The sequence below is a fragment of the Streptomyces sp. NPDC000134 genome, assembly GCF_042899225.1.
Taxonomy (GTDB): domain Bacteria; phylum Actinomycetota; class Actinomycetes; order Streptomycetales; family Streptomycetaceae; genus Streptomyces.
In genome coordinates this window covers 238,885-258,042 of record NZ_JBIAZN010000009.1, presented here as the reverse complement: position 1 = coordinate 258,042, position 19,158 = coordinate 238,885, and the positions used below count along the sequence as shown (strand labels likewise).

Sequence of the window (19,158 nt, the reverse complement as noted above, 5' to 3'; positions counted from 1 at the left end):
CCTCTACCGGGAGGTGTACCGGTGGCGCGTCCACAGGGGCAGCGCGAACCAGCACAGCAGGTACCAGCCGACGACACCCGCGACCAGCCAGGGCACGAACCCGTCGTGGGTGGCGACCCGCAGGATCAGCAGCAGCGAGGCGGTGGTGGTGGCGAGCAGCAGCACCAGTCCGAGCACGGTGAGCCGCGACGCCCACCGCACCGCCTGCGGTTTGACGCGCCGCCCGGATACCAGGCGGTGCAGGGAGACCGGGCCTATCAGCGCGCCGGTCGCGCAGGCCCCGAGGACCACCGTGACCAGGTAGATCCGCTGGTCGGTGTCGGACAGTTGCTCGTACTTCGGCTGGAAGACCACGGTCAGCAGGAAGCCGAAAAGGATCTGTACGCCCATCTGGGCGACGCGGACCTCCTGGATCAGCTCCGTCCACATCCGGTCGGCGCGCTCCTCCTCGGTCTCGTTGCGCCCCCGGCGCCTGACCGTCGTCTCCTGCGTGCCGCTGTCCGCCACCGTGTCCTCCTGGTTGCCGTGGCCTCACCTTGGCCTTTCCTGTTGCCCGGGTTCCCAGGAGTCAGGCGCTGTGACGGGTGAGGCGTTGTTTGGACCACCGGCGGAGGGTTACACGGACCGCGGTTTCGACACAGATTTCGAGGAGGTCGTGAGGAATGTCCGACACCCAGCTCACCGTGACACTCGACGGTGGCGGCATCGAGGACGCGCGGGCCGTGGTGCGCGCGCTCCAGGACGTGTTCGGCGAGCCGGACGAGGTGCCGGGCGACGAGCGGGCCACCATCCGTACGGCCACCTTCAGCTCCGCGACCGGCCCGGAGCCGTCCGGCACGGCCCGCGGCGGGCAACTGTCCGCGCCGGTGACCGTCACGGTGCAGGGCAGCCCGCAGGCGGTGGCGGCGGCGAGCGAGACGCTCACCCATGCCTTCTCCACCCGTGACGAGGGCGCCGCCTCCGGCGACCAGGAGCAGGAACGGCAACTGCTCCTGGTGCCGTGACCAGCGGGTTCCCCGTTACCAGCGGCCCTCGACCTGGTCCTTGATCCGCCGGTCGTACAGATCGGCGACGGCCGCGAGGGTCGCGTCGGACAGTTCGGGCAGCTCGGCGGCCTCGGCGTTGGCGCGGGCCTGCTCGGGCGAGCGGGCTCCGGGGATGACCGTGGTGACGCCGGGCTGCTGGACGATCCAGCGCAGCGCCAACTGGGCCGGGGTGTATCCCTCGGGGGCGAGCGCCGCGAACTCGGCGGCGGCCTCGACGCCCGTGGCGAAGTCGACACCGGAGAAGGTCTCGCCCTGGTCGAACGCCTCGCCGTGCCGGTTGAAGGTGCGGTGGTCGTTGGCGGCGAAGACGGTGTCGCGGGTGTACTTGCCGGAGAGCAGGCCGGAGGCGAGCGGGACCCGGGCGATGATGCCGACGCCCGCCTCCCGGGCGGCGGGGAGGACCTCGCGCAGCGGCTTCATCCGGAACGGGTTGAGGATGATCTGCACGCTGGCCACGCCCGGCCGGGCGATCGCGGTGAGCGCCTCGGCGCAGGTCTCGACGCTGACGCCGTACGCCTTGATCCGCTCCTCGGCCACCAGGGTGTCCAGGGCGTCGAAGACCTCGTCCGTGGAGTAGACGGGGGTGGGCGGGCAGTGGAGCTGGACCAGGTCGATGACGTCGACGCCGAGGTTGCGCCGGGAGCGGTCGTTCCAGGCTCGGAAGTTGTCCAGGACGTAGTTCTCCGGGAGCTGGTCGACCCGGCGGCCCATCTTGGTGGCGACCATGACGTGCAGGTCGGGCCGGCCGCGCAGGAACGTGGCGATGGTCTCCTCGCTGCGGCCGTCGCCGTAGACGTCGGCGGTGTCGAAGAAGGTGACCCCGGCCTCGGCGGCCGCCTCCAGTACGGCCAGGGCCGCCTTGTCGTCGATGTCTCCCCAGTCGGCGCCGAGCTGCCATGTGCCCAGGCCGATCACGGAGGCGTGCCGGCCGGACCTGTCGAATGCGCGTTCTTCCATGGCCTCAGTCTGTCATCCGCCGGGCCCCTCAGGCGCGGGCGGCCAGCTCCCTGGCCTGCAGGGCGCGGGCCAGGCGCGGGCCCAGCCTGCGTTTGAGGCGGCGCAGCGGCTCCAGATGCCCGGCGGCCCGGTCGAGGCGGTAGTACAGGTCCGGCGGGAGGTACGGCAGCAGGGGCGAGTGGCGCTGCCCGAGCAGGGCGAACATCCGCTCGGGCGGCAGGGCGAGGTAGCGCGGCAGGTCCTCGTACCAGCGGGCGCTGTAGCGGGCCGCGCTCTGGACCGGCAGCAGGGCCGCCTTGCGCCGGTGTTCGTAGCGGGCGAGGGCGTCCGGCAGGGCGGCGGGTTCGCGCAGGGCGTCGGCCAGGGTCATGGCGTCCTCCAGCGCGAGGGTGGTGCCGGCGCCGATGGAGTAGTGCGTGGTGTGGGCGGCGTCGCCGAGCAGCACCAGGTTGCCGCGGGACCAGGTGCGGTTGGTCAGGGTGCGGAAGGCGGTCCAGGAAGCGCCGCCCTCGGCCGCGGGGCGCCCGGTGAGCCCGTGGCCGTCGAGCAGGTCGGCGAAGTATTCCTCCAGCAGGGCGAGTTGCCGGTCCGGGGCGGTCCGGTCCAGGCCGAGTCCGGTCCAGGTCCCGGGTGCGCACTCCACGACGACGGTGCTGCCCCGGGGGCCGAATCCGTAGCCGTAGGCCCAGATCCAGCCGTGCGCGGTCTCCACGAAGGCGAAAGTGAAGGCGTCGAAGACCTTGGTGGTGCCGAGCCACACATAGCGGTTGCGGCCGGTCCGGACCTCGGTGCCGAAGTGGCCGGCGTGCCGGGCGCGCAGCGCGCTGCCGGCGCCGTCGGCGGCGACGACGAGATCGGCGTCGGGCAACCGCGCGCCGCCGGCCTCGCTCGCGTACTCCAGGCGGACGCCGAGCGTGCGGGCCCGGTCGGCGAGGATCTCCAGCAGCTTGTGCCGGCCGATGCCGAAGCCCTCGTCGCCGCGGTGACGGACCGTCAGGTCCCGTACCCGGGCGACACCGTCCCGCCAGCGCACGGAGGCGTCCTCGACGGCGCGGGCGGATTCGGGGTCGTGGGCGCGCAGCCGGTCGAGCAGCGGGCGCCAGTACGTGACGCCCCAACCGTAGGTCGAGCCCTCGGGGTTGCGTTCGCGGACGGTGATGGCATGGGCGGGGTCCTGCCGTTTGAGCAGGATCGCGAGGTAGAGACCGGCGGGCCCGCCACCGACGCAGACGACCTTCACACACTCTCCTGTACATGGGCAAAGCGGTCATAGGTCCTGCGCAGATTAGCAGCAAGAACACCGAATTCAGGGCTGATTCACCCCGGCGGCCATGGGTACTCGCGTCCTCTCAGCCGAGAAAGACACGAACCGAAGGAGGCAGTACCTCATGTCGAAGGTCGAGGAGTCCGTCGAGGTCGGCGTCCCCGTCCACACCGCGTACAACCAGTGGACCCAGTTCGAGTCGTTCCCCGAGTTCATGAGCGGCGTCGAGCGGATCGAGCAGCGCACCGACACGCTCACCCACTGGGTGACGAAGGTGGACGGTGTGCGCCGCGAGTTCGACGCGGAGATCACGGAGCAGATCCCGGACGAGCGGGTCGCCTGGACCACGGTCGGCGGTGAGGCCAAGCAGGCGGGTGTCGTCACCTTCCACCGCCTGGACGACGAGCACACCAAGGTGATGCTCCAGATGGACTTCCACCCGGACACCCTCGCCGAGAAGGCGGGTGACAAGCTCGGGGTCGTGCAGCGTCAGACCAAGGGCGACCTGAAGCGCTTCAAGGAGTTCATCGAGCAGCGCGGCCGCGAGACCGGTAGCTGGCGCGGGGCCGTCTGACCCGCCCCCCCTCCCCCGGGCCCCCGGCCTCCGGCTATCCGGCCTCGGCCGTACGGCACTCCGGATGGCCCCAGCCCTGGGCGTTCTTGGCGATGGACTCGCCGGCCGCGTAGGCGCGGCCGCACAGACAGCGCCCGGGGAACTTGGCCTTGATCGTCCGCGCCGAGCCGCCGCCGCCCTTCCGGGCGGCGGCGGTCTTGTGCCGCGGTGCCCTGGCCTTCGGGGTGTCCGGCGCGGGCGGCGGCTCCGGGGAGCCGAGGCCGCTGCCCGCCGGTTCCTGGGCGGTGGCCGCCTGGCTGGCGGCCCGGTCCGCGAAGTCGTTGAGCCGGTCGCCGCCGACCTGGTGGGCGGGTACGTAGCGGAACTCCACCGAGCGGCCGTCGAGCAGGGCGTCGATGCGCACGACCAGCTCCTGGTTGGCGACCGGCTTGCCCGCGGACGTCTTCCAGTTGTTGCGCTTCCAGCCCGGCAGCCAGGTGGTGACGGCCTTCATGGCGTACTGGGAGTCCATGCGGATCTCCAGCGGCACGTCGGGGTCGACGGCCGTGAGCAGCTTCTCCAGCGCCGTCAGTTCGGCGACGTTGTTGGTGGTACGGCCCAGCGGCCCGGCCTCCCAGCGGGCCGGGCTCTCGCTGTCGTCGGCGACGACCCAGGCCCAGCCGGCCGGTCCGGGGTTGCCCTTCGAGGCCCCGTCGCACGCGGCCACAACACGTTCACGCATGGGCCCGATCATGCCATGGCCGCGCCGGCCGTCCGGGCGGGGCTCAGGAGACGTCGGCGAACACCGGCGGCTCGCCCCGCGTGGTGGTGACGTCGATCACCGAGAAGCTCGCGCCCTGCGGATCGCCGAGCGCCGCGAACCGGCCGAACGGCGTGTCCACCGGGCCGAAGCGGAGCACCCCGCCGAGCCCGGTGGCGCGGGAGACGGCCTCGTCGCAGTCGGCGACGGTGAAGTAGACGTTGATGTACGGCCCCACCTCGGGCGGGAAGTCGTCCGTCATCGCCATCCTGCCGATGACGGGCTGCCCGCCGAGGCCGAAGACGCGGAAGTCGACCGCGTCGTCCCGCATCTGCTCGCCCCGGTAGCCGAAGACCGCCGGGAAGAACGCGTCCGACGCCGCGGGGTCGCGGGTGAAGATCTCCGCCCAGCAGTACGCGCCGGGCTCGCCCGTCACCTCGAACCCCTCGTGGGTGTCGCCCTGCCACAGGCCGAAGAGGACCCCGCCGGGGTCGCGGGCCAGGCACATCGTGCCGAAGTCGCCGACCCGCATCGGCGCCAGCACCACCTCGCCGCCCGCTTCCCGGACCCGCGCGGCGGTCGCCTCGGCGTCCGGCGTGGCGAAGTACAGGCCCCACTGGGCCGCCTCCTCCTGCCCCGGCATCGGCGGGACGACCGCGGCGACCGCCCTGCCGTCCAGGTAGGCGGTCGTGTAGTCGCCGAACTCCGGCGAGGACCCGCCGAAGGTCCAGCCGAGGACCTCCCCGTAGAAACGCTTGGCTCCCTCCAGGTCGCCGAACATCGCGTCGGCCCAGCAAGGGGTTCCTTCAGGTCGTACGGCCATGACCGCCGCCTCCCGGACAGATGAGTGGGTGAATGAGGAAGGATGTCCGTTTCCTCACGCTAGTCACCGGCACCCGGGCCCGCGCGGCGGACGTCCCCCCGTGTCCGGCGGCCCGATCCGCCGGACACGGCCCCGCCGCCCGGGAGCCCGGCGCTCACTCCCCGGCGAACGCCTTCTCCAGCTCGGCGATGTCCAGCTTGCGCATCGTCAGCATCGCCTTGTTGGCGCGCGCCGCCTTCGCGGGGTCAGGGTCGGTGAACATCTCGTTGATCCGGGTCGGGACGATCTGCCAGGACAGCCCGTAGCGGTCCTTGAGCCAGCCGCAGGGGCCCTCCTCGCCGCCGCCCTCCCGCAGCGCGGCCCAGTAGTGGTCGACCTCCTCCTGGGTGTCGCACATCACCTGGAAGGAGACCGCCTCGGTGAAGGTGAACTGCGGCCCGCCGTTGAGCGCGACGAACTTCTGGCCGTTGGCGGTGAACTCGACGGTCATCACGGTCCCGGCGGGGCGCATCGAGCCCTCCGGGTAGCGGCTGATCCCGCCGATGCCGGAGTTCTCGAAGACGGAGACGTAGAAGCGGGCCGCCTCCTCTGCCTGGTCGTCGAACCACAGACAGGTGGTGAAGCCGGCGGTGTCCATGTGCGTTCCTCCTGGGTCGTCCAGCACGGTCGTAGGGGTAGACCGCCGCGCGCCCCGGAACTCATCGGCCCGGCGCCCGGCGGTCCCGCTCTGCCCGTGGCGAATCTGCCGCGGGCAGAGAAAGGGCCGGCGGGGTCCGGTCCCGGCCGACAGTGGGGACAGCGGCACTTCCGCCGCGTACGAGGACGAAGGAGCGTCGATGTCCCCACTGACCACCGGCCCGGTGCCGGCCACGCTGCCCCGGGCGGAGGAGGGCGACACCCCCGCGACCCGGTTCGACGACCATCTGGCCGCCCAGTTGCTCGCCCAGCGCGTCATCCTGCTGGGCACCCAGGTCGACGAGGTCTCCGCCAACCGGATCTGCGCCCAGTTGCTGATCCTGTCCGCCGAGGACCCGCGCACCGACATCACCCTGTGTATCAACTCCCCCGGCGGCTCGGTCCACGCGGGCCTCGCGATCTACGACACGATGCGGCTGATCCCCAACGACGTCGCCACGCTCGCCATGGGATTCGCCGCCAGCATGGGCCAGTTCCTGCTCAGTGTCGGTGCCGAGGGCAAGCGGTACGCCCTGCCGAACGCGCGGATCATGATGCACCAGCCGTCGGCGGGCATCGGCGGCACCACGGCCGACATCGAGATCCAGGCGGACAACCTGGAGTTCACCAAGCGGACCATCGAGCGGATCACCGCCGAGCACACCGGCCAGTCGCCGGAGACGATCTCCCGGGACGGCGACCGGGACCGCTGGTTCACGGCCGAGGAGGCCAGGGAGTACGGCATGGTGGACCGGGTGGTGCACGCCCTCGCGGACGTCCGCCCGACCGCCCCGAAGCGGCGGATGGGGCTGTGACCATGGGGACGTACACGATTCCGAACGTCGTCGAGCGCACCCCGCACGGCGAGCGGTCCTACGACGTGTTCAGCCGGCTGCTGTCCGAGCGGATCATCTTCCTCGGCACCGAGATCGACGACGGCGTGGCCAACGTGGTCATCGCGCAGCTCCTGCACCTGGAGTCGGCGGCCCCGGAGAGCGAGATCTCGATCTACATCAACTCGCCCGGCGGCTCGTTCACCTCGCTGATGGCGATCTACGACACGATGACGTTCGTCCGGGCCCCGATCTCGACGTTCTGCGTCGGCCAGGCGGCGTCCACGGCGGCGGTGCTGCTGGCGGGCGGGGACCCCGGGCGGCGGTTCGCGCTGGAGCACGCGCGGGTGCTGCTCGGCCAGCCCGCCAGCGGGGGCCGGCAGGGCACGGTCTCCGACCTGGCGCTCCAGGCCAAGGAGATGGTCCGCATCCGCTCCCAGGTCGAGGAGGTGCTGGCCCGCCACACTCACCACGACGTGCGGACCCTGCGCGCCGACATGGACCGCGACAAGGTGTTCACGGCCGCGGAGGCGGTGGCGTACGGGCTGGCCGACGAGGTGCTGAGCCGGCGCCTGGTGACGGTCTGAACCGCCGGGCCGGCGCCCCGGGTCTCCCCCGGGCGCCGGCCGCGTGCCGTCAGGCGGCCAGGCACAGCCCGTCGTGCCGCGCGCCGGAGGCGCCCCGGCCGGGGACGCCGGGCCGGGCGGCGGTGGTCCGGGCGGCGGTGGTCCGGATCAGTTGGCCGTGGGCGCGGGCGAGCAGGTCGCCCAGGTTGAGGCCGAGGGCGCGGGCGGCGGCGGCGAGCACCTCGGAGGACGCCTCCTTGCGGCCCCGCTCCACCTCCGACAGGTACGGCATGGAGATCCGCGCCGCCTCGGCGACCTCCTTCAGCGTGCGTTCCTGGGCGAGGCGTTCGCGGCGCAGGACATCGCCGACCAGGTCGCGCCAGAGCGGTTCCCGGGGCGCGGCGGCGGGCGGTCCGGAGCGCCCGGGGGCGGGCGGACGCAAGGGGATGACGCGGGCTTCGTTCGGCGCTTGGCTGCTCACCCTGCTCAGCCTAGGAGCGGCCGCGCGGAAGGAAAAAGGGGACGGCGTTCCGCCCTGAGGGAAATCCCGTGGGGTTTCGGTGCGGCCCCCCGGGTGTGTCCGGACCATCGCCCCTATACCCTGGCAGAGCGGGCGTCTGACGGCCCCGCGGTCACTGTTTTCGCGTCATGCGGCGACGAAGGGCATGTGCGGGCGTGACCTGGGTATCCGCAGGCGCGGAAGGACTTAGGGAGACGTCGGACCGTGACTTTCGTGGGAGAGGTAATGAAGACCGCCGTGATCCGGCCGAAGACGCCTCGCGTCGAGGGCACCACCGGGACCAGCGCGGAGAACGGGTCGCTTCCCGAAGCCGTGGACGGCCGGTCCGTGGCCCCGCGCGACGCGCGTGAGCTGTCCCGCCAGTTCTTCCGGCGCCTGGCCGAACTCGAAGAGGGCACGCACGAGTACCAGTACGCGCGCAACACCCTGATCGAGATGAACATGTCGCTGGTGCGGTTCGCCGCCGGCCGGTTCCGCGGCCGGGGCAACGACATGGAGGACATCGTCCAGACCGGCATGATCGGCCTGATCAAGGCCATCGACCGGTTCGAACTCTCCCGCGAGGTGGAGTTCACCTCGTTCGCGCTGCCGTACATCGTCGGCGAGATCAAGCGCTTCTTCCGGGACACCACGTGGGCCGTGCACGTGCCGCGGCGGCTTCAGGAGCTGCGGGTGGAGCTGGTCAAGGCCCGCGAGGAGCTGTCCAGCCGGCTGGACCGCGAGCCGACCGTCGCGGAGCTGGCCACGCTGATGAACCTCAGCGAGAGCGAGGTCGTCGAGGGCCAGATCGCCGCCAACGGGTACAACTCCTCGTCCCTGGACGCCGCGCTCACCGGCGACGGCCCCGAGGGCGGCGAGGCGGTGCTCGCCGACTTCATCGGCGTGGAGGAGCACGGGCTGCGGCTCGTCGAGGACTTCCACTCCCTCGCCCCGCTGATGGCGGAGCTGAGCGAGCGCGACCGGCAGATCATCCACCTGCGGTTCGTGGAGGAGGCCACCCAGGCGGAGATCGGCGAACGGCTCGGCTGCTCGCAGATGCACGTCTCCCGGCTGATCAAGCGGATTCTGGCCAAGCTGCGCGAGGGCATGCTCGGCGACCTGGACCGCGTCTGACACCGGAGCGCACGACGAGGCGGTGGCCGTCTCTCCTTCGGGAGGGGCGGCCACCGTGTGGTTTGCCACCGTGTGGTTTGTGGGGGCGTACCGCCGGTCCGGTCAGTGCTGGGTGAGCCGGACCACCGCGCGGATGCGCTTGCCGACGGGGACCCGCTCGACATGCAGTTCCTCGGCCACCGCGTGCACGATCTCCAGGCCGTGCCGACCGATGCGCTCCGGATCGCGGGGGAAACGCCGCGGCACCGCCGCGCTGCTGTCGTACACGGACACCGTCACCGTGGTGTCCGTGCCTTCCAGCTCCAGGATGTACGGACCACTGCTGTGCCGGTCGGCGTTGGTGACGAGTTCGCTCACCACCAGGAGCACGTCGCCGTCCTCGCGGTCGCCGATGGTGGCGCACCACTCCGTGCGGAGCTGCTCCATGAAGAGGGACGCGAAGGCGCGCGCCTCGGCAATGCATCCCGGCTCGCCAGTGTAGTGTGCCGCCCGCCGAAGCGGTTCCACGGGCACGTCGAAACCAGTCGGTATCACTGCCCCGTCCAGATGATCGATCATGCGTTTCTCTCTCGAAGCCGGACTGGCCGGACGCTGCTGCACCAGTCCTCGTACCCCGGTATCGGCGGAGCAGTCCCCCCTCACCGGTACCGCGTGCATCGTCACGCTCCGGCGGGGAACCCGGAGGCATCCGGAGCCGGTCGCGGCGCGGACGCCGGCCCGGCGGGAAGGGCGTGCGATGGACGAGCTGATGACCGCGCGGAGCCTCACCACCCGGCCGGTGGTCACCCTGGGGGGCGACGCCGTCGCCCAGGTCAAGGACACCGTATTCGACGCGGCGGCCGGCCGGATCACGGGGTTCACGCTCAGCGGACGCGGGTTGCTGTCGGGCTCGCTGGGACACCGTCTGCCGTGGTCGGCGGTGCACTGTCTGGGCCATGACGCGGTGATGGTCCGCGCCCTGCGGGGCCCGGCGGGCGCGTCGGCCGGGGCGGGCGGCGAGGTGATGCGGGACCGGCTGCTGGGCGCGAAGCTGCTGACGGACGCGGGCACGGAGGTCGGCACGGTGCTGGACGTGGTGGTGGAGGGCGGCGGCAGCGGCCGCGTCGTGGGCTTCAAGGTGGACGCCGGCAAGGCGCTGGTGCCGGGCCCCAGACGGCACCGGCGCGGCGTGTACGTGCCGCGCGGCGAGGACCTCACCGTCACCGGCCGGACCCTGGTCCTGCCCGGGGGGACCGTCCGGGTCACCGGCGACCTGTGCGGGCTCGGCGATCTGGCCGCCGGCCGGCCGGGGCGTACGCCGTGATGCTGTTCACGCGGGTGCGCGGCCTGCCGGTGGTGGCGCCCGACGCGACGGAGACCGGCGTCGTGACCTCCCTGGCCGTCGACGTCGACGCCGGGACGGTCACGCATCTGCGGCTGCGCGGCCGGCACCGCCGGGAGACGGCGCTGCCCTGGGCGGCGGTGCACGCCGTCGAGCCGGACGCCGTACTGGTCCGGGCGCACCGCCCCGGCCCCGGGGACGCCGCCGCGCCGCCGCACGACCTGCTGGGCAGCCGCGTCCTGACCGACACCGGCGAGGAGCTGGGCACGGTGCTGGACGCCGCCTTCGACCCGGACACCGGCCGGGTCCTCGCGGTCTTCACCACGCTCGGCACCCTCTCGGCGGACCTGCTCCTGGGGCTCGGCGGCTACGCCCTGGTGGTGCGGGCCGCCGGCTGAGCGGGACGCGGACGGCCGCGTCGGCGGGCGGGCCGGGCGGGGCCTGCTTAGCGTGGCCCCGTGAGCGCGCGCACCTCTCCCGGCCGTCCCCCGGTCCACCCGTACGGCTGGGTCCGGGCCCTCGGCACCGTGCTGGCCGGGCTGCTCGCGATGGGCGCGGTGGCCGCGCTCGGCCTGTGGGCGGCCGGGGCCGGGGAGCTGCCCGGCGGGGCCTTCCCGCGCGTCGTCGCCGCGACGGCGGTGACGGCGGTGGGCGGTTCGGTCGACCTGTCCGGGGCGGCCGGGGAGCTCGTCGGCGCCGAGGCGGACCTGACCGTGATGCCGCTGTCGGTGACGCTGGCCGGCGCCCTGGTGATCGGCCGGGGCTTCCTGCGTCCGCTGCGGCAGCGGGCGGTGGCCGGTCTCCCGGAGCTGGCGGGGTGGGCGGGCCGGATCGCCGCGCTGTGGCTGTGCGCCCTGCTGGGCCTGGCCTTCGCCGCGCGCCACACCTTCGAGGTGTCCCTGGGCGAGGGGCTGCTCGCCGACCTCGGTGACCTGTTCGGCCTCTCCCCCACCGTCGGCTTCGCCGCCGACGTCCCGCTGACCGTGCTGTTCGGCCTGCTCTGGCTGGCGGGCGTGCTGCTGCTCGCCGTCCTGGTGGCGGGCGGGGTCCCGCTGCCGGGCAGGTGGGCGCGCCTCGGCACCTCGGTGCGGCCGGCGGCGTCCGCGACGCTCCTGCTGCTGCTCGCCTGCGTGGCCGTCGGCGCCGTCGCCGCCCTGGCCGTCGCGGCGACCCACGGACACCCGGCGCGGACCCTGGCCGTGCTGCTGCTGGGACTGCCCAACCTGGTGTGGCCGGCGCTGACCATCGCGCTGGGCGCCACCTGGGACGGCCAGGTGGACGGCCCGTTCGGACTGCCGATGCCGCACCTCCTGGACGAGGTGCTGCGCACTGCGGACGTCACCGCGCTGAACCTGGGCACGCTCGCCGAGCGGGACGGCCGGGTGTGGTGGCTGCCGGTCGCCGCAGCGGTGCTGCTGCTCGCGGCGGGGTGGCTGACGGCGGCGCGGTCACCGGCCCGGACACCCGCCTGGCGCAACGCCGTGCGACTGGCCGCCGCCCTCGCCCTGGCGTCGCTCATGGTCTGCCTGGTCGCCAGGGTTCACGCGCACGGCCTGTCGGTGCTCGGCATCGGCGACCTGGGCGCCGGGCTGTCCGGCCGGCTGTTCCTGCGGCCCCGGCTGTGGAGCACCGTCGGCCTGGCGGCGCTGTGGGGACTGCTCGCGGGCCTCCTCGGCACCCCGCTCGCCCGCCGGACCGGCCGCCGGACGGCCCGCTGACCGGTCTTCGTCGGCCGGTCTCAGCCGACCGGAATCATCTGCGGGGCCACCGTGCGCTGCATCCGCAGGGCGTCCACGGACTCGGCGAGCAGTTCGTACTCGGTGGTCTCGTCGCTGGTGGCGATCCGCACCAGCCGTCCGGCGGCCAGTTCGTCGGCGACCAGATCCTGCCGGGTGCCGTCGGCGCACCAGGCGCGCAGCACCCGGGGGACGTCCGGCGCGTCGTCGGCCACCGGGGTCAGGGCGCCGCGCGGCAGGTGCGGGTCGTGCGGCTGGGGGTCGAGGCGCTCGGCGATCCAGGAGGCGCGGTCGCGCAGCCACCACAGGGCGAGGGCGAGGGTGGGGGCCCGGTAGGTGCCGAGGGGGACGCCGACCCTTCGGCCACCGCAGACTCCGTACGCGGTGACATGGCACAGGAACTCGTCGTGCACGTCTACCACCCCCAGTCGCATGGCCCGCCTGCCGGTGCGGGTCACCCGTGCGGCGCGTGTGCTCTGCGTGAGGACGCTGTCGCGTGACGTGACGCGTCCTAGGAGTCGAGTATGTTCACGGACGAATCACTGTCACCATGCCTTTCCGGCCAGTCTCCTGGCATATTCATGGCGATCCCTGGCCAAATCCGTACGGGCGTACGGACGGCGCGTACGGCGTTCACCGGACGCGCCGTTCCGCGCGGGCGCACTACGCGGCGAGCACCTCGTCGATGCGGGTCAGCTCCCCGGCGTCGAAGCTCAGGTTGCCGGTGGCGGCGACGCTGTCCGCCAACTGCCGAGGGCTGCTCGCGCCGACCAGGGCGGAGGTCACCCGGCCCTCGCGCAGGACCCAGGACAGGGCCATCTGCGCCAGGGTCTGGCCGCGGTCCTTGGCGATCGCGTCGAGGGCGCGCAGCTTGCCGACCAGTTCCCCGGTGACGGCGTCGGAGCTGAGGAAGGGGCTGTCGCTCGCGGCCCGCGAGTCCTCCGGGATGCCGTCGAGGTAACGGGCCGTCAGCAGGCCCTGCTCCAGCGGGGAGTAGGCGATGGAACCGACCGCCAGCTCCTCCAGCGTGTCCAGCAGGCCCTCGGTCTCCGGGCGGCGGTCGAGCATCGAGTAGCGGGGCTGGTGGATCAGCAGCGGGGTGCCGAGCCCGGCGAGGATGCGGGCGGCCTCGCGGGTCTGCTCCGGGGAGTAGTTGGAGACGCCGACGTAGAGGGCCTTGCCCTGCACCACCGCGGAGTGCAGCGCGCCCATCGTCTCCTCCAGCGGAGTCTCCGGGTCGGGGCGGTGGGAGTAGAAGACGTCGACGTACTCCAGGCTCATCCGCCGCAGACTCTGGTCGAGCGAGGAGAGCAGGTACTTGCGGGAGCCCCACTCGCCGTACGGGCCGGGCCACATCAGGTACCCGGCCTTGGTGGAGATGACCAGCTCGTCGCGGTACGGCGCGAAGTCGGCCTTCAGTGCCTCGCCGAGCGCGGACTCGGCGGCGCCGGGCGGCGGGCCGTAGTTGTTGGCCAGGTCGAAGTGGGTGACGCCGAGGTCGAAGGCGCGGCGCAGGATGGCCCGCTGGGTCCCGACGGGCCGGTCCGGGCCGAAGTTGTGCCACAGGCCGAGCGAGAGGGCGGGCAGCTTCAGACCGCTGCGGCCGGTGCGCCGGTAGGGCATGTCCGCGTAGCGGTCGGGGTGTGCGGTGTACAACGCGACTCCTGGAGGGATTGGCCCACGAATACCGGTCTCACTCTGGCGTGACCTGCGGGCAGTGGTCCAACAGAAGAATCCGATGGGATTGTGCGGTTACGCTTCTCAATCATGGAACTGCGCCATCTCCAGCACTTCGTCGCGGTCGCCGAGGACCAGCACTTCACCCGGGCGGCGGAACGGCTGCTGGTCTCCCAGTCCGGCCTGTCGGCGTCCATCCGGGCGCTGGAGCGGGAGCTGGGCACGCCGCTGTTCGTGCGGACCACCCGCCGGGTGACGCTGACCGAGGCCGGGCGGGCGCTGCTGGACGAGGCGCGCCGGGTGCTGGCGCAGGTGCGGTCGGCGTACGAGGCGGTGGCGGCGGTGCAGGGGGTGCTGCGCGGGACGCTGTCGCTGGGCACCGAGCAGTGCATCGCCGGGGTGAACGTGGCGGGGCTGCTGGCGGGGTTCCGGCGGCGGCATCCGGACGTGGAGATCAGGCTGCGGCAGGCGGGCTCGGGCGAGCTGGCGGAGGAGGTGGCGGCGGGACGCCTGGACCTGGCGTTCGCCTACCGGACGCAGGCGGACACCGACCAGTTGCGCTCGGCGTCGCTGGCCAGTGAGCCGATGACGGTGCTGTGCCATCCGGGCCACCCGCTGGCGGCGCGGGGCGCGGTGCTCACGCCCGGTGACCTGGCCGGCGAGGTCTTCGTCGACTTCCACCCGGACTGGGGGCCGCGCCGGATCACCGACACGGCGTTCGCGGCGGCGGGGGTGCGGCGCACGGTCGCGCTGGAGGTGAACGACGTGCACGGGCTGCTGGACCTGATCGACGAGGACCTCGGGGTGGCCGTCGTCCCCCGGCACTTCCGGCGCAAGCGGGCCTCGCTGACCTCGCTGCCGCTGGAGGACACCGGCGAGGCGGCGTACGAGACGATCGCCCTGCTGCCGCCGGCCGGGGCCACCAGCCCGGCGGCGCGGGCGCTGCTGGCGCTGCTGGAAACGGGGGGCGGCTGAGGGGCCGGTGCGTCATGGTGGACCCATGCATGCCAAGGACATCCTCATCGAGGGCTACAGCCGCATCCGGGAAGAGGTCCACGCCGCCGTCGACGGTCTCGGGCCCGACCTGCTCAACACCCGGCCGTCCGACGACGCCAACTCCATGAGCTGGCTGCTCTGGCACCTCACCCGGGTCCAGGACGACCATGTCGCCGACGCCTTCGGGCTGGAGCAGGTCTGGCTCGCCCAGGACTGGGAGAAGCGGTTCGGTCTCGGCCTGCCCCGCCACGACACGGGGTACGGCCACAGCCCGGCGAAGGCCGCCCAGGTGCGGGTCGACTCCGCCGGCCTGCTGACCGGCTACTACGACGCCGTGCACGAGCAGACCCTCGGCGCCCTGCGCGCGCTGGCCGCCGGGGAGCTGGAGCGGGTCGTGGACGACAATTGGGACCCGCCGGTCACCCTCGCCGTGCGGCTGGTCAGCGTCCTGTCCGACGATCTCCAGCACGCCGGACAGGCCGCCTACGTCCGCGGGCTCCTTCAGAGCACCGGGGCGTAGCCCGGCAGGACGACGTCGGCGATGAGGGCCTCGCGCTCGTCGAACGGGACGAAGGCGCTCTTGAGGGCGTTGACCGTGACCGTGCGCAGGTCCTCGGCCGTCCAGCCCGCCTCCTCGACCAGCAGGGACATCTCGCGGGTCATCGTGGTGCCCGACACCAGCCGGTTGTCGGTGTTGAGGGTGACCCGGAAGCCGAGGTCCTTCAGCGCGGTGATCGGGTGCCCGGCGATGGAGGTCGCGGCGCCGGTCTGGAGGTTGGAGGTCGGGCACATCTCCAGCGCGATCCGGCGGTCGCGCACCCAGGCGGCGAGCCGGCCGAGCTTGCCGGCCGCGAGGTCCGGGATGTCGTCGGTGATCCGCACGCCGTGCCCGATGCGCTGGGCGCCGCAGACCTGGAGCGCCTGGTGGATGCTGGGCAGGCCGTGCGCCTCGCCGGCGTGGATGGTGAACGGCATGTTCTCGCCGCGCAGGTAGGTGAAGGCGGCCAGGTGGTCGGCGGGCGGGAAGCCGTCCTCGGCGCCGGCGATGTCGAAGCCGACGACCCCGGCGTCCCGGTGGGCGACGGCGAGTTCGGCGATGGCCCTCGTCCGGTCGAACATCCGCATCCCGCACAGCAGGGTGCCGACCCGGACCGGTGTCCCGGCCGCCGCGGCCTTCGCCCGGCCGGCCGCGAGACCCTCCTGCACGGTCCCGACGACCTCCTCCGGGGTCAGGCCGCCGGCCAGCATCAGCTCGGGGGCGTAGCGGACCTCGGCGTAGACGACACCGTCGGCGGCGAGGTCGAGGACGTACTCCTCGGCGGCGCGCAGCAGGCCCTCGCGGGTCTGCAGCACGGCGAGGGTGTGCTCGAAGGTGGCTATGTAGCGCACCAGGTCACCGGAGTTCGCGGCCTCGTAGAACCAGGCGGCCAGGGCGTCCGGGCCGGCGGCGGGCAGGGTGTGTCCGGCGGCGCGGGCCAGTTCCACCACGGTGGCGGGGCGCAGGCCGCCGTCGAGGTGGTCGTGCAGCACCGCCTTGGGCAGGCGGCGCAGGGTGTCGGTGTCGAGCCTGGTCATGCGGGGGCGTCCTCGGTGGGGGTGGGCTGGAGCAGGTCCCAGCGGTTGCCGTACAGGTCCTGGAAGACGGCGACCGTGCCGTAGGGCTCGTGCCGGGGCTGCTCCAGGAAGGTCACGCCCGCGGCGCGCATGCGCGCGTGGTCGCGGGCGAAGTCGTCGGTGTGCAGGAAGAAGCCGACCCGCCCGCCGGTCTGGTCGCCGACCCGGGCGCGCTGCGCCCCGCCCTTGGCGCGGGCCAGCAGCAGCGCGGTGCCGGCGGTCCCGGCGCCGGGCTCGACGACGACCCAGCGGGAGCCGTCGGGCCGGGGCGTGTCCTCGGCGAGCCGGAAGCCGAGGGCGTCGGTGCAGAAGCGGATCGCCTCGTCGTAGTCGTCGACGACGAGGGCGACCAGGGCGATGCGGCGGGTCATCGTGGCCTTTCGGAGCGGTCGGCTGACGGGAGAGGTTATACGTAAAACTGGCGGAGGCCAAAACCGCCCGCCCACCGCGCGGGCGCGGTGGGCGGGCGGGTGCGCCGGTCAGCAGTACAGGTTGCCGCCGGGGTCGACACCGAGGATCTGGGCGAAGCGCTGGTAGGCGCTCACCCGGCTCTGCACCTGGGCCGGGTTCTTGCCGTCGCACTCCAGGGAACCGTTGATGGAGCGGATGGTCTGGCCGAAGCCGGCGCCGTTGACCATGGCGTTGTGGGGGGTCATGGTGCCGGGGCCGGACTGGGTGTTCCAGTACCACAGGCCGGTCTTCCAGGCGACGGCCGCGTCGTTCTGCACCAGCCAGGGGTTGTTCAGCAGGTCGATGCCGAGGGCGTCACCGGCCGCCTTGTAGTTGAAGTTCCAACTGAGCTGGATGGGGCCGCGCCCGTAGTAGGCGGACTGGCCGGCCGGGCAGCCGTAGGGCTGGCTCGTGTCGCAGTAGTGCGGGTAGTTGGCGGTGTTCTGCTCGACGATGTACACCAGGCCGCCGGTCTCGTGGCTGACGTTGGCGAGGAAGGCGGCGGCCTCCCGCTTCTTGGTGGTGTCGCTGCCGGTGTTCGCGAAGCCGGGGTAGGCGCTGAGCGCGGCGGTCAGCCCGCGGTAGGTGTAGAAGCTGTTCCGGTTCGGGAACATCTGGTTGAACTGGGCCTCGCTGACCACGAAGGTGCCGACCGGGGTCTGCCCGCTGTCGCAGGCGTAGGGCTCCCAGTACCAGGTGCTGATGGTGGGGTCGTAGCCCGGGTTGGCGTGCTCGGCGATGTACGCCTTGCCGTCGGTGTAGCGCACGATGTCACCGGCGTTGTACGCCTTGCCGGCCACCCAGCTCGGATAGCTGGAACACGCGGCGGCGGCGGCCGGCGTGGCCGGCAGCAGCGCCGGCACGGCGCCCGCGAGGGCCAGGACGGTCACGGCGGCGGAGATACGGCGTCTCGACACGGGATCAACTCCTTCGCGGAGCACGGCCGCTCCCGCACAAGGGCAGCGCTGAGCCGGCCAGGTGCGCACGGGCCGGCGGGGGCCGGCCACGGCGGCGGGGGCGGCCGTGGTGGGGGGTGTGTGCGGGCCATACTCAACCGCGTTGGTCTGTACCAGTCAAGGGTGTAGACCACTCAACTACTCCGGAGCGCCCCCGAGTCGGGGGCGCTCCGGGTGGAACCGGCGCCAGGGAAGGGCCGTCGGGCGCCGCCACAGACCCCGGGCGGCCAGTCTCGGCAGGACGCCCTCGCCGAACCAGTACGCCTCTTCCAGGTGCGGGTAGCCGGAGAGCACGAACTCGTCGACGCCCAGGGCGTGGTACTCCGCGATCCGGTCGGCCACCTCGTCGTGGTCGCCGACCAGGGCGGTGCCGGCGCCGCCGCGCACCAGGCCGATGCCGGCCCACAGGTTGGGGTGGATCTCCAGGCCGTCCCGCCGGCCGCCGTGCAGGGCGAGCATCCGCCGCTGCCCCTCGGACTCGCTGCGGGCGAGCCCGGCCTGCACCGACCGCACGGTCTCCGGGTCGAAGCCGGCCAGCAGCCGGTCGGCCTCGGCCCAGGCCGCCTGCGCGGTGTCGCGGGTGATGACGTGCAGCCGGACGCCGAAGCGCAGGGTGCGGCCCCGCGCCGCGGCCAGCTCCCGCAGCCGGGCGACCTTCTCGGCGACCTGCGCGGGCGGTTCGCCCCAGGTGAGGTACACGTCGGCGTGCCGGGCGGCGACCTCGGCGGCGGCGGGCGAGGAACCTCCGAAGTACACCCGTGGCACCGGATCGGGCAGCCTGGCCAGTTCCGCCCCTTCGACCCGGAGGTGCTCGCCGTGCAGGTCGACGGTCTTGCCCTCCCACAACTGCCGTACGACGGTGAGGAATTCGCCGGTACGGCGGTAGCGGGCGTCCTTGTCGAGGAAGTCGCCGTAGGCCCGCTGCTCCCGGCTCTCGCCGCCCGTGACGACGTTGAGCAGCAACCGGCCGCCGCTCAGCCGCTGGAAGGTGGAGGCCATCTGCGCGGCGAGCGTCGGCGAGACGAAGCCGGGCCGGAAGGCGACGAGGAACTTCAGCCGCTCGGTGTGCCGGCTGACCATGGCGGTGGTCAGCCACGCGTCCTCGCACCACGCCCCGGTGGGGGTGAGCGCGCCCGCGAAGCCCAGGTCCTCGGCGGCGCGGGCGATCTGGCCGAGGTAGGCCACCGTCGGCGGCCGGTCCCGTCCGGAGTCGGTGACCGGGCTGCCGTGGCCGCCGCCGACGACATCGCGGCTGTCGCCGTTGGTGGGCAGGAACCAGTGGAAGGTCAGGGTCACCG

General features: G+C 73.0%; 24 protein-coding genes. 10 read left to right on the top strand and 14 right to left on the bottom strand.

Annotated elements, in window-relative coordinates:
* Positions 1-3: 3 nt before the first annotated feature.
* Positions 4-429, bottom strand: coding sequence for a DUF6328 family protein (locus ACFY32_RS16140; RefSeq protein WP_359199384.1), 426 nt, complete (start codon positions 427-429; stop codon positions 4-6).
* A gap of 233 nt (positions 430-662) precedes the next feature.
* Between ACFY32_RS16140 and ACFY32_RS16135 the strand changes: the two genes are divergently transcribed.
* Positions 663-1,004, top strand: coding sequence for a hypothetical protein (locus tag ACFY32_RS16135; RefSeq protein ID WP_390674492.1), 342 nt, complete (start codon positions 663-665; stop codon positions 1,002-1,004).
* 15 nt (positions 1,005-1,019) lie between these two features.
* On the opposite strand, the gene ACFY32_RS16130 is transcribed toward ACFY32_RS16135, so the two are convergent.
* Positions 1,020-2,003, bottom strand: coding sequence for an aldo/keto reductase (locus ACFY32_RS16130; protein WP_390674491.1), 984 nt, complete (start codon positions 2,001-2,003; stop codon positions 1,020-1,022).
* A gap of 28 nt (positions 2,004-2,031) precedes the next feature.
* Entirely contained in the window at positions 2,032-3,243 is a 1,212-nt protein-coding gene (locus ACFY32_RS16125; protein WP_390674490.1) for an FAD-dependent monooxygenase, read from the bottom strand.
* 148 nt (positions 3,244-3,391) lie between these two features.
* On the opposite strand from ACFY32_RS16125, the gene ACFY32_RS16120 reads away from it, so the two are divergent.
* Positions 3,392-3,841, top strand: coding sequence for an SRPBCC family protein (locus ACFY32_RS16120; protein ID WP_359199143.1), 450 nt, complete (start codon positions 3,392-3,394; stop codon positions 3,839-3,841).
* Between the two features lie 34 nt (positions 3,842-3,875).
* Here ACFY32_RS16120 and ACFY32_RS16115 read toward each other — a convergent pair whose 3' ends face one another.
* From ACFY32_RS16115 to ACFY32_RS16105, 3 genes are all read right to left on the bottom strand, one after another.
* Positions 3,876-4,574 carry a ribonuclease H gene (locus tag ACFY32_RS16115; RefSeq protein WP_390674489.1) on the bottom strand — a complete coding sequence of 233 codons (699 nt, stop codon included), beginning with the start codon at positions 4,572-4,574 and terminating at the stop codon, positions 3,876-3,878.
* Positions 4,575-4,605: 31 nt separating this feature from the next.
* The gene (locus tag ACFY32_RS16110; protein ID WP_390674488.1) at positions 4,606-5,403 is read right to left on the bottom strand and encodes a VOC family protein; all 798 of its coding nucleotides are present in this window, start codon (positions 5,401-5,403) and stop codon (positions 4,606-4,608) included.
* Between the two features lie 154 nt (positions 5,404-5,557).
* Complete coding sequence (locus ACFY32_RS16105) at positions 5,558-6,040, bottom strand: VOC family protein (RefSeq protein WP_359199151.1); 483 nt, start codon at positions 6,038-6,040, stop codon at positions 5,558-5,560.
* Positions 6,041-6,239: 199 nt separating this feature from the next.
* Between ACFY32_RS16105 and ACFY32_RS16100 the strand changes: the two genes are divergently transcribed.
* Positions 6,240-6,893, top strand: coding sequence for an ATP-dependent Clp protease proteolytic subunit (locus ACFY32_RS16100; RefSeq protein ID WP_390674487.1), 654 nt, complete (start codon positions 6,240-6,242; stop codon positions 6,891-6,893).
* Between the two features lie 2 nt (positions 6,894-6,895).
* Complete coding sequence (locus ACFY32_RS16095; protein WP_359199156.1) at positions 6,896-7,498, top strand: ATP-dependent Clp protease proteolytic subunit; 603 nt, start codon at positions 6,896-6,898, stop codon at positions 7,496-7,498.
* A gap of 49 nt (positions 7,499-7,547) precedes the next feature.
* On the opposite strand, the gene ACFY32_RS16090 is transcribed toward ACFY32_RS16095, so the two are convergent.
* Complete coding sequence (locus tag ACFY32_RS16090) at positions 7,548-7,958, bottom strand: helix-turn-helix transcriptional regulator (protein WP_359199159.1); 411 nt, start codon at positions 7,956-7,958, stop codon at positions 7,548-7,550.
* Between the two features lie 264 nt (positions 7,959-8,222).
* On the opposite strand from ACFY32_RS16090, the gene ACFY32_RS16085 reads away from it, so the two are divergent.
* Positions 8,223-9,110, top strand: coding sequence for an RNA polymerase sigma factor SigF (locus ACFY32_RS16085; protein ID WP_359199387.1), 888 nt, complete (start codon positions 8,223-8,225; stop codon positions 9,108-9,110).
* Positions 9,111-9,212: 102 nt separating this feature from the next.
* On the opposite strand, the gene ACFY32_RS16080 is transcribed toward ACFY32_RS16085, so the two are convergent.
* The gene (locus tag ACFY32_RS16080; RefSeq protein ID WP_390674486.1) at positions 9,213-9,668 is read right to left on the bottom strand and encodes an ATP-binding protein; all 456 of its coding nucleotides are present in this window, start codon (positions 9,666-9,668) and stop codon (positions 9,213-9,215) included.
* Between the two features lie 178 nt (positions 9,669-9,846).
* Here ACFY32_RS16080 and ACFY32_RS16075 point away from each other — a divergent pair, with 178 nt between their 5' ends.
* Genes ACFY32_RS16075 through ACFY32_RS16065 form a run of 3 tightly spaced genes read left to right on the top strand, consistent with a single transcriptional unit; the run spans position 9,847 to position 12,149 of the window.
* On the top strand, positions 9,847-10,413 hold the full coding sequence (locus ACFY32_RS16075; RefSeq protein WP_359199164.1) for a PRC-barrel domain-containing protein: 567 nt from the start codon (positions 9,847-9,849) through the stop codon (positions 10,411-10,413).
* Entirely contained in the window at positions 10,413-10,829 is a 417-nt protein-coding gene (locus ACFY32_RS16070; RefSeq protein WP_390674525.1) for a PRC-barrel domain-containing protein, read from the top strand. Before ACFY32_RS16075 ends, ACFY32_RS16070 begins: the two co-directional genes overlap by 1 nt.
* Positions 10,830-10,889: 60 nt before the next feature.
* Positions 10,890-12,149 (top strand): streptophobe family protein, encoded by a 1,260-nt coding sequence (locus tag ACFY32_RS16065; protein ID WP_390674485.1) that lies wholly within the window; start codon positions 10,890-10,892, stop codon positions 12,147-12,149.
* A 20-nt stretch (positions 12,150-12,169) separates the two neighbouring features.
* Here the strand turns inward: ACFY32_RS16065 and ACFY32_RS16060 are convergent, their stop codons facing one another.
* Both ACFY32_RS16060 and mgrA read right to left on the bottom strand, forming a co-directional pair.
* Positions 12,170-12,580 carry a hypothetical protein gene (locus ACFY32_RS16060; protein ID WP_359199170.1) on the bottom strand — a complete coding sequence of 137 codons (411 nt, stop codon included), beginning with the start codon at positions 12,578-12,580 and terminating at the stop codon, positions 12,170-12,172.
* A 250-nt stretch (positions 12,581-12,830) separates the two neighbouring features.
* Positions 12,831-13,823 carry an L-glyceraldehyde 3-phosphate reductase gene (gene mgrA, locus ACFY32_RS16055; RefSeq protein ID WP_390674484.1) on the bottom strand — a complete coding sequence of 331 codons (993 nt, stop codon included), beginning with the start codon at positions 13,821-13,823 and terminating at the stop codon, positions 12,831-12,833.
* Between the two features lie 111 nt (positions 13,824-13,934).
* On the opposite strand from mgrA, the gene ACFY32_RS16050 reads away from it, so the two are divergent.
* Both ACFY32_RS16050 and ACFY32_RS16045 read left to right on the top strand, forming a co-directional pair.
* Positions 13,935-14,819 (top strand): LysR family transcriptional regulator, encoded by an 885-nt coding sequence (locus ACFY32_RS16050; RefSeq protein WP_359199175.1) that lies wholly within the window; start codon positions 13,935-13,937, stop codon positions 14,817-14,819.
* Between the two features lie 25 nt (positions 14,820-14,844).
* Positions 14,845-15,360 (top strand): DUF664 domain-containing protein, encoded by a 516-nt coding sequence (locus ACFY32_RS16045; RefSeq protein WP_359199178.1) that lies wholly within the window; start codon positions 14,845-14,847, stop codon positions 15,358-15,360.
* On the opposite strand, the gene ACFY32_RS16040 is transcribed toward ACFY32_RS16045, so the two are convergent.
* The 4 genes from ACFY32_RS16040 to ACFY32_RS16025 all read right to left on the bottom strand — a co-directional run bounded on the left by ACFY32_RS16040 (position 15,342) and on the right by ACFY32_RS16025 (position 19,156).
* Positions 15,342-16,415 carry an adenosine deaminase gene (locus tag ACFY32_RS16040; RefSeq protein ID WP_390674483.1) on the bottom strand — a complete coding sequence of 358 codons (1,074 nt, stop codon included), beginning with the start codon at positions 16,413-16,415 and terminating at the stop codon, positions 15,342-15,344. The genes ACFY32_RS16045 and ACFY32_RS16040 overlap by 19 nt on opposite strands.
* Positions 16,412-16,825 (bottom strand): VOC family protein, encoded by a 414-nt coding sequence (locus ACFY32_RS16035; RefSeq protein WP_390674482.1) that lies wholly within the window; start codon positions 16,823-16,825, stop codon positions 16,412-16,414. Before ACFY32_RS16035 ends, ACFY32_RS16040 begins: the two co-directional genes overlap by 4 nt.
* Positions 16,826-16,933: 108 nt before the next feature.
* Positions 16,934-17,821, bottom strand: coding sequence for a glycoside hydrolase family 19 protein (locus ACFY32_RS16030; RefSeq protein WP_390674481.1), 888 nt, complete (start codon positions 17,819-17,821; stop codon positions 16,934-16,936).
* Between the two features lie 177 nt (positions 17,822-17,998).
* Positions 17,999-19,156, bottom strand: a complete 1,158-nt coding sequence (locus ACFY32_RS16025) for an LLM class flavin-dependent oxidoreductase (RefSeq protein WP_359199188.1) — start codon at positions 19,154-19,156, stop codon at positions 17,999-18,001.
* Positions 19,157-19,158: the final 2 nt, after the last annotated feature.

What these genes read in the sequence shown, in the direction of transcription:
- ACFY32_RS16105 (WP_359199151.1), bottom strand. Translation starts at nt 6,040, where the DNA reads ATGGACACCGCCGGCTTCACCACCTGTCTGTGGTTCGACGACCAGGCA.
- ACFY32_RS16080 (WP_390674486.1), bottom strand. Translation starts at nt 9,668, where the DNA reads ATGATCGATCATCTGGACGGGGCAGTGATACCGACTGGTTTCGACGTG.
- ACFY32_RS16110 (WP_390674488.1), bottom strand. Translation starts at nt 5,403, where the DNA reads ATGGCCGTACGACCTGAAGGAACCCCTTGCTGGGCCGACGCGATGTTC.
- ACFY32_RS16050 (WP_359199175.1), top strand. Translation starts at nt 13,935, where the DNA reads ATGGAACTGCGCCATCTCCAGCACTTCGTCGCGGTCGCCGAGGACCAG.
- ACFY32_RS16085 (WP_359199387.1), top strand. Translation starts at nt 8,223, where the DNA reads ATGAAGACCGCCGTGATCCGGCCGAAGACGCCTCGCGTCGAGGGCACC.
- ACFY32_RS16040 (WP_390674483.1), bottom strand. Translation starts at nt 16,415, where the DNA reads ATGACCAGGCTCGACACCGACACCCTGCGCCGCCTGCCCAAGGCGGTG.
- ACFY32_RS16135 (WP_390674492.1), top strand. Translation starts at nt 663, where the DNA reads ATGTCCGACACCCAGCTCACCGTGACACTCGACGGTGGCGGCATCGAG.
- ACFY32_RS16130 (WP_390674491.1), bottom strand. Translation starts at nt 2,003, where the DNA reads ATGGAAGAACGCGCATTCGACAGGTCCGGCCGGCACGCCTCCGTGATC.
- ACFY32_RS16095 (WP_359199156.1), top strand. Translation starts at nt 6,896, where the DNA reads ATGGGGACGTACACGATTCCGAACGTCGTCGAGCGCACCCCGCACGGC.
- ACFY32_RS16120 (WP_359199143.1), top strand. Translation starts at nt 3,392, where the DNA reads ATGTCGAAGGTCGAGGAGTCCGTCGAGGTCGGCGTCCCCGTCCACACC.
- ACFY32_RS16115 (WP_390674489.1), bottom strand. Translation starts at nt 4,574, where the DNA reads ATGATCGGGCCCATGCGTGAACGTGTTGTGGCCGCGTGCGACGGGGCC.
- ACFY32_RS16070 (WP_390674525.1), top strand. Translation starts at nt 10,413, where the DNA reads ATGCTGTTCACGCGGGTGCGCGGCCTGCCGGTGGTGGCGCCCGACGCG.
- ACFY32_RS16100 (WP_390674487.1), top strand. Translation starts at nt 6,240, where the DNA reads ATGTCCCCACTGACCACCGGCCCGGTGCCGGCCACGCTGCCCCGGGCG.
- ACFY32_RS16045 (WP_359199178.1), top strand. Translation starts at nt 14,845, where the DNA reads ATGCATGCCAAGGACATCCTCATCGAGGGCTACAGCCGCATCCGGGAA.
- ACFY32_RS16075 (WP_359199164.1), top strand. Translation starts at nt 9,847, where the DNA reads ATGGACGAGCTGATGACCGCGCGGAGCCTCACCACCCGGCCGGTGGTC.
- ACFY32_RS16035 (WP_390674482.1), bottom strand. Translation starts at nt 16,825, where the DNA reads ATGACCCGCCGCATCGCCCTGGTCGCCCTCGTCGTCGACGACTACGAC.
- ACFY32_RS16140 (WP_359199384.1), bottom strand. Translation starts at nt 429, where the DNA reads ATGTGGACGGAGCTGATCCAGGAGGTCCGCGTCGCCCAGATGGGCGTA.